The 5686-nt window shown below is 34.4% G+C and carries 6 protein-coding genes and 1 riboswitch; of the genes, 4 read left to right on the forward strand and 2 right to left on the reverse strand.

Annotated features, from left to right (window positions below):
- Nucleotides 1–18: 18 nt before the first annotated feature.
- Nucleotides 19–705 (reverse strand): hypothetical protein, encoded by a 687-nt coding sequence (locus KI369_RS23510; RefSeq protein ID WP_212957581.1) that lies wholly within the window; start codon nucleotides 703–705, stop codon nucleotides 19–21.
- Between the two features lie 245 nt (nucleotides 706–950).
- Nucleotides 951–1090: riboswitch (FMN riboswitch) on the forward strand.
- Nucleotides 1091–1252: 162 nt separating this feature from the next.
- On the opposite strand from KI369_RS23510, the gene KI369_RS23515 reads away from it, so the two are divergent.
- Nucleotides 1253–1831 carry an ECF transporter S component gene (locus tag KI369_RS23515; protein WP_000810851.1) on the forward strand — a complete coding sequence of 193 codons (579 nt, stop codon included), beginning with the start codon at nucleotides 1253–1255 and terminating at the stop codon, nucleotides 1829–1831.
- Between the two features lie 274 nt (nucleotides 1832–2105).
- On the opposite strand, the gene KI369_RS23520 is transcribed toward KI369_RS23515, so the two are convergent.
- Nucleotides 2106–2354 (reverse strand): ferredoxin, encoded by a 249-nt coding sequence (locus KI369_RS23520; RefSeq protein WP_088231604.1) that lies wholly within the window; start codon nucleotides 2352–2354, stop codon nucleotides 2106–2108.
- Nucleotides 2355–2648: 294 nt separating this feature from the next.
- Here KI369_RS23520 and KI369_RS23525 point away from each other — a divergent pair, with 294 nt between their 5' ends.
- The 3 genes from KI369_RS23525 to KI369_RS23535 all read left to right on the forward strand — a co-directional run.
- Nucleotides 2649–3710, forward strand: coding sequence for a YpbB family protein (locus KI369_RS23525; protein ID WP_212957582.1), 1062 nt, complete (start codon nucleotides 2649–2651; stop codon nucleotides 3708–3710).
- Entirely contained in the window at nucleotides 3700–5229 is a 1530-nt protein-coding gene (locus tag KI369_RS23530; RefSeq protein ID WP_212957583.1) for a RecQ family ATP-dependent DNA helicase, read from the forward strand. Before KI369_RS23525 ends, KI369_RS23530 begins: the two co-directional genes overlap by 11 nt.
- Nucleotides 5229–5686 (forward strand): CPBP family intramembrane glutamic endopeptidase (locus KI369_RS23535; protein WP_212957584.1); only part of this gene is annotated, 458 nt, incomplete at its 3' end. The genes KI369_RS23530 and KI369_RS23535, both read left to right, overlap by 1 nt.

Below are 5686 nucleotides of genomic sequence, written 5' to 3' on the forward strand. Positions count from 1 at the left end.
TTTAAACTAGCTCTTTTTTTACCAAAAAATAAAGACACATATAAATCCAGAAATAGCTAAGTAGCTATATAAGTAAAATACTTTTGTTCTTGTTTTTTCGTTTGTTCGAAACAGTACAATAGTCGGTTCAATTAAACCGATTGTCAAACAAAGTAAGCCAAGAAGCATACAACCGATTGAAATAGAGTACAGGGCGATTTGTGGTGCTTGAAATGGAATCATCCATTTTAATAAAAATGCAATAAGTGCAGTGTAGCAAATGCTGCCGATGTATTTATTCAATGGTGCATTAGAACGGAAGCCTGGAAGCTTTTTTAAGAAAGAGCGGGAAACAACTTCAGTTTGTAAAGATGTATGCTCTTCAATTATTTTTTGAGCTTCTTTTCCTTTTTGGAAAAGGGATAATATCCAGTTTCGCTCCCCTTGAAAAATAAATTGAGAAGTTGTTAAATAATGATCAACCTTCACTTTATTCCAACTCTTCCACGGATGACGCTCACACAATTTTAATTTACTCTCTGTTTTTTTATCATACTGATAAATACTGATGCCATCTTCATCGAAAGCAGCATAGTATGTCTCGCTTGAGAATGCGCCTAAATCAATTGGACAGTAGAAAAGTAATTCTTTTTTTAAGTAAAAGTATTCTTTTCTTAAGTTTTTTTTCATTGCTTCTCGAATAGAGTGTCTCTTTTCTTTCTTCATGACATTTCCTCCATAATCCAGAAAATGTTCTTATCTTAACAATTCAACATCTTATCACTTTTAACTATATATGACTAGTGGATTCATAGGAGAAATGCCTAATACTAAAAAATCTGGGGTGTATTGTAAAATATAGTGATCGGTTTCGATTATATAAAATTAATAACTTATTTTTAATAAGTTACACTTTTTTTGTTCACAACACGATCATGTTGTTGTATAATGAAGGGGAAAATAGAATATCGGTCTATCTTCGGGGCAGGGTGAAAATCCCGACCGGCGGTGATGAACTCTATATGATTTTGTTCTAAGCCCGCGAGCCGTTAAGGCAGGATTTGGTGTGATTCCAAAGCCGACAGTATAGTCTGGATGGGAGAAGATGGAGGTTCAAGCGTTCAAAAAAGATATGGATTTGAACGTCTGTTTGATGTGCCTTAAATTCTCCCTTTGTGTAAAACACAAAGGGTTTTTTCGTTCTATGAAAAAGTAGGCATAGCAGAACCTTTCCACTTTCCATGAGATGATCGATGGAAAAGGAGAGAGAAAGATGAAACAAAAAAACAGTGTAGTGCAGATGGTGAGTGTAGCGATGCTAAGTAGTATTGCATATTTACTAATGATGTTGGATTTCCCGTTCCCAGGGCTTCCGCCATTTTTAAAAATTGATTTTAGTGATGTGCCAGCTTTAATTGCTGCGATTATTTTTGGACCAGTTGCAGGGATAATTGTAGAGGCGATAAAGAATATTTTACATTACGGGATTCAAGGGAGTTTAACGGGAGTACCAGTTGGAGAAATTGCTAACTTTATTGCAGGATGTTTATTTATTGGACCGGCAGCTTTCTTATTTAGAAAGTATCGTACTGTTAAGAGTTTAACGACAGGATTAATGCTAGGGACAATTACAATGGCGCTCATTATGAGTGTATTAAATTACATCATTATATTCCCAGCTTACACTTGGTTTTTAAATTCACCAGCTATGTCTAGCGAGGCTATAAGAACAACGGTTGTAACGGCAATCTTACCATTTAATTTGATTAAAGGAATTGTTGTGACAATTGTTTTTGTAGCGTTATTCTCACGCCTGAAAGTATGGGTGTTTGCAAAAATGAAAAATGCATAAAAAATAAAGTGAAACTTTAATCAGTGAGGGTTTTGTTCATCCACCACTGATTATCAGCCTTCACCAATCGGGCCTTTACGGGCAGCTCGCCCACACCAAACTTCTTGGCTTTCGCTGAATTTTGAGGTGGGGTCTTATTGTCCGGCAAATAGCGGGGTAAAAAAACCATTAGTAGTATGGAACTACTAATGGTTTTTTATTAAGTGGAATGAAAATAGAAAACAAAAAATATCCCTCATATTAATGAGGGATATTTTTTGAAGTTAATAAAAGACTATTCGAATTTTAAAGCATCGCCTTCGAATGATTCGTCAGCAACTTTAATTGAGTCAGTTGGACAACCTTCGAATGCATCCATCATATCTTCAAGCAATACATCTGGAATTTCAACGATACCTTGGTTATCGTCTAATGTTACAAATGCAATACCTTCATCATCATAGTCATAAATGTCTGGTGCAGCAGCGCCGCAAGCACCACATGCGATACAAGTATCTTTATCAACGATTGTATATTTTGCCATCTTTTTTCCCTCCTGATAATATGTATGTGAAAAGCTCGCCATAAAAATTATAACCTTATTGTAAAACGGTTTTTAAAACTTTTCAACATAAAATTATAATGATAATGCTTATCAATTAGGGTGTCAACTAATTTTTGCATTATGTCATAAGATTTTCAAAATACGTAAATGTTATTTCGTTTGGTACAATAGACTATATACAAGTATATTGTACTGATATGATAAGTTTGATGAGTAACGGTGGTGCAATCATACTAAAAAGCAATTAAATTAGACTGAAAGGTGGAAGCGGTAATGCAACTACAATATACTTTATTGTATTGTTTAAAACAATTGAATGGTGAAAGGACCGTTTCTTCTATTTATTATTTATTAAAAGGAAAACGATCTTCGCAAACGTTACAAGATGGAAATATGTTCCGAATTTCTTTTTTGTTTGGAATATATAAATCGTTGAATAGAACAGACTATGATCGTGAAGTTGCAAAATTGTTGCGAACAGATTTGATTCAAGAAATACATGAAAATACATATTTGTTAACATCTAAAGGTAAAATGCAGTTACATACATGGGAGGAAGTGTATGCTTTTCCGGCCCATTTACATGGTTTACACTATGGTGAATTAGGTGAAACATTTTGGAAAAGATTATCATTAATTATTCAAACGATATCTAATTTACAACAGAATAATACGAAGTTTATTCCCATTCAACAAGATACAGAAATAATGATGTGGGTGAAACGCTTTTTAACAAGTATGCCGTATAGGCGAAGTGAATTGGCGAGAAGATTATGGAAAGAAATACATAAACTTTTAGGTAAATGTGATGTGATAGAAGCGACGATTGTAACATATAGATTAACAGGATATGAACGTATCGGTTGTACATTGCAGCAGTTAGCGGAAATTACGAAACAAGATATATTCAGGGTATACTTTTTATTTTGGGGTACAATTCACTTCCTTATACAAGAAGTTCGTGATAAAGAAAATGAATTTCCACTATTAGCTGAGATTATCTCTTATCCAAATGAGAGAGCCGAATTATTTAGTTTATCAACGAAAAAAACATATAATTTTTGGAGACAAGGACGATCTTTAGATGAAATAGCGACAATTAGAAATTTAAAGGTTGCAACAATAGAAGATCATTTTGTTGAAATTGCTTTGCGAGAAAGGGATTTTTCTATCGAGATGTTTATGGAAAAAGACAAAATAGATAAAGTAACAAAAGTAATTGATGCATTACAAACACGTAAGTTGCGTGAGTTGAAACAAGCGGTTGGAAAGGATATCTCTTATTTTGAAGTTCGTCTTGTATTGGCGCGGATGGAGGGTATAAATGAAACTTGAGGAATATTTATATAGGTGGTTTGGATATTCTGAATTTCGTCCAGGTCAAAAAGGGGTAATTACAGATTTATTGGAAGGAAAAGATGTTATAGCGATGCTTCCGACCGGAAGAGGGAAGTCTATGTGCTATCAACTTCCAGGGCTAATGCGAGAAGGAACAGTACTTGTTGTATCGCCATTATTATCTTTGATGGAAGATCAGGTTACACAATTAAAATATGTTGTAAAAAACCGAGTGATTGCATTTAATAGTTTTCGAACATTACATGAAAAAAGAGAAGCGATGAAAAAATTAGCTTCATATAAATTTATTTTTGTATCACCAGAGATGTTGCAGTCGGAAGTGCTAATAAGAGAATTGAAGAAAGTCCATATTTCATTATTTGTTGTGGATGAGGCTCATTGTATTTCACAATGGGGTTATGATTTTAGACCAGACTATAAAAAACTAAATGTAGCCATTGAGAATATCGGGTCTCCTACGGTGCTAGCGTTAACGGCGACAGCGACGAAAGATGTACTCCGAGATATAGCAGAGAGTTTAGATTTGAAGAATGCGACGCAGCATGTATACTCTATTGATCGTCCAAATATTGCAATGGAAGTACAATTTGTGGATACGATAGAAGAGAAGAAAGAATCGCTTTTGGACCAGGTAATGTATTTACAAGGGCCAGGGATTGTATATTGTTCAAGCAGAGCGTGGACAGAACGTTTAACGGAATATTTAAGAGGAAAAGGCGTGACTGGTGTCGCTTTTTATCATGGTGGTATGGAACATGAAGAGCGTATGTTAATTCAACAGCAGTTTATGAATGACCAGTTGCAGCTTGTAATATGTACAAGTGCTTTTGGTATGGGAGTAAATAAGTCGAATACAAGATATATTATTCATTTCCATTATCCGACTAATATAGCTTCCTATTTACAAGAAATCGGAAGAGCTGGAAGAGATGGTAAACCGAGTATAGCTATCTTACTATGTAGTCCGTTAGATCACGACTTACCAATTTCAATAATTGAAGACGAATTGCCAAGTCAGTCGCAAATACAATTTTTATTTTCTTTACTACAAGAAAGAATGTTTCAAACGAAAGAATTACCAATAGAAGAGGTAGAAGAAATTTGTTATAATGCAGCAAGATTTAATGAACAATATTGGCGGTTCATCCGCTATCATCTTGAACAGCTTGGAATCATACAACAGCGGAAATTAAAATTAGAGGGCTTGTCAGATGAAATTATGAACAGATTAATAGCTGAAGTAGAAATAAGGCTACGTAATAAGTATAGTGAGCTAGAAAACATGAAATCATGGATACAAGTGAAAGGATGTAGACGTGAATATTTGCTGCAACAGTTCGGTTATAGAAAAGAGAACGAGTTAAAAAATTGCTGTGACTATTGTAGTATTACAAAAACAGATTATAAAAAAAGACAAGCGCAACAATCGGATTTCGACTATAATTGGGAAACAGAGTTACAAAAGCTTTTCGGTCTAGAAAAGATGGGGGAATGATGAACATTCAAAGGCATAATATTGAAGATATGAGTCCGAAAGAAATAAGGCTGAATCTGTATATCACACAGTTCATTATTATCGGTATCGGTTGTTTACTAGCATATATATTATTCCGAGATATAAAATCGGTGTATAGTCTGTGGAAATGGGAACCGGTGTCTATACTTATAATAGGTGGCTTATTAGCAATTGGTATTGTGTTATTAGATTATGTTGCAATGCGAGTATTTCCTGAGTCCTGGTTTGATGATGGTGGTATTAACGATAGGATGTTTCAAGGAATGTCAGTTATGCATCTACTCGTTATTACGTTCATTATCGGTTTTGCAGAAGAATTTTTATTTAGAGGTGTAGTGCAGACGCACTTTGGAATTGTAATAGCGAGTTTAGTATTTGCAGTGTTACATATTCGGTATATAAAAAAGCCATTTTTGTTTTGTTTCGTCTGTTTCAT

It is taken from the genome of Bacillus sanguinis (genome assembly GCF_018332475.1).
Lineage (GTDB): Bacteria > Bacillota > Bacilli > Bacillales > Bacillaceae_G > Bacillus_A > Bacillus_A sanguinis.